The 1487-nt window shown below is 37.9% G+C and carries 1 protein-coding gene; it reads right to left on the reverse strand.

Annotated elements, in window-relative coordinates:
* A partial coding sequence (gene amyS, locus AC1DTM_RS26140) for an alpha-amylase (RefSeq protein WP_477001250.1) occupies positions 1-1466 on the reverse strand: 1466 nt, incomplete at its 3' end.
* Positions 1467-1487: the final 21 nt, after the last annotated feature.

Here is a 1487-nt window from a genome sequence, read left to right on the forward strand (position 1 = left end):
GTATTTGTTTGATTACCCGTAATATCGTACCATACTTCCCCAGCGTTATTCTTTCCAACATCCATCCACTTTGATCCTCCTGGTCCATCAGAGATTAATGTCGCTAAACCAGAATTAGCATGTACACCATCGCCTTCTCTTGTCCAGCCAATCACATCTGGATGGTCTAAATAATCACGCTGCGTACCATATGCAAAGTTTTTTCGTGCCGTCAAAATTGGATCAATTTTATCTTTTAACGCTGGAATTTCATAACTACTATTTCCGCTTGTCCCATAGTAATCACCATAGAAAACTGAAGGATAGCCCTCTGCACGAGTTAAAATAAATGCATATGCCAGCGGCTTAAACCACGGACTTACTACAGATTCCAATGACTGCCCAGGCTGAGAATCATGATTCTCAACGAGAGTAACTGCGAGTGCAGGGTGATTTTGCATTACTGTTCCATTTAAAATATTTCTCATATCATAATTCCCATTTCCTGTTGAAGCATAATGAAAATTGTAATGAAGCGGTGCATCAAATACAGATTGATTATAATTGACTTTCGCCAAATAATTGTTTAAAGTCTGGATGTCATTTTGCCAATATTCAGCCACTGTAAACATTTCTTTCCCCGTTTGCTGTCTGACATGATTTACCCAATCGCGTAAATATTCATGATCAATATGTTTAACAGCATCTAAACGAAAGCCATCTAAATTTAATTCATTCGCATACCACGTTCCCCAATTTTTCATCTCCTTCGCAACATCTGGATGATCAAAATCAAGATCTGCATACATCAAATAATCATAATTCCCATTCTCGCTAGACACTTCCCAGTCCCATGCTTTACCTATACCCCTAAATTTATAAATTCGATTTAATTTCCTTCCTTCATCCCAATCCGTTCCGTCAAAATGATACCATTTCCATTTGAAATTAGAATAAGAATCTCCGCGTCCTGGAAAGTTAAACCCCGTCCATGCATTAATTTCATAATCACCTGACACTTCAATATTTCGATCGTTTCGGTCTACCTCTACAGCTGTTACGGTTTCAGTATAATCAGCCCCACCTTTATGGTTCATAACTACATCACCATACACATCTATGCTTTGCTTATGTAAAGCTTCAATTGCAGATTTCAACTGTGCTTTTGTCCCATATTTCGTCCGCACCGTTCCTTTTTGATTGAATTCCCCCAAATCATATAAATCATACGCTCCATATCCTACATCATTTTGTGAAGTCCCTTTATATGCAGGTGGTATCCATACAGATGTAATTCCTTTATGGGCTAAATTTTCAGCATCAGAACGCAAACGATTCCAATGATTCCCATCATTCGGAGCGTACCACTCAAAATACTGCATTAATGTTCCATTGTTTATCGTTGCTGCTTCCGCCTTCTTCCCCTCATATATATTAGGAAAAAGTAAAATAAACAATAAACAGACTACCATAATCCTTTTCAACATATTTACACCATCCCCTTTAAG

It is taken from the genome of Bacillus sp. P4_D3 (assembly GCF_056401855.1).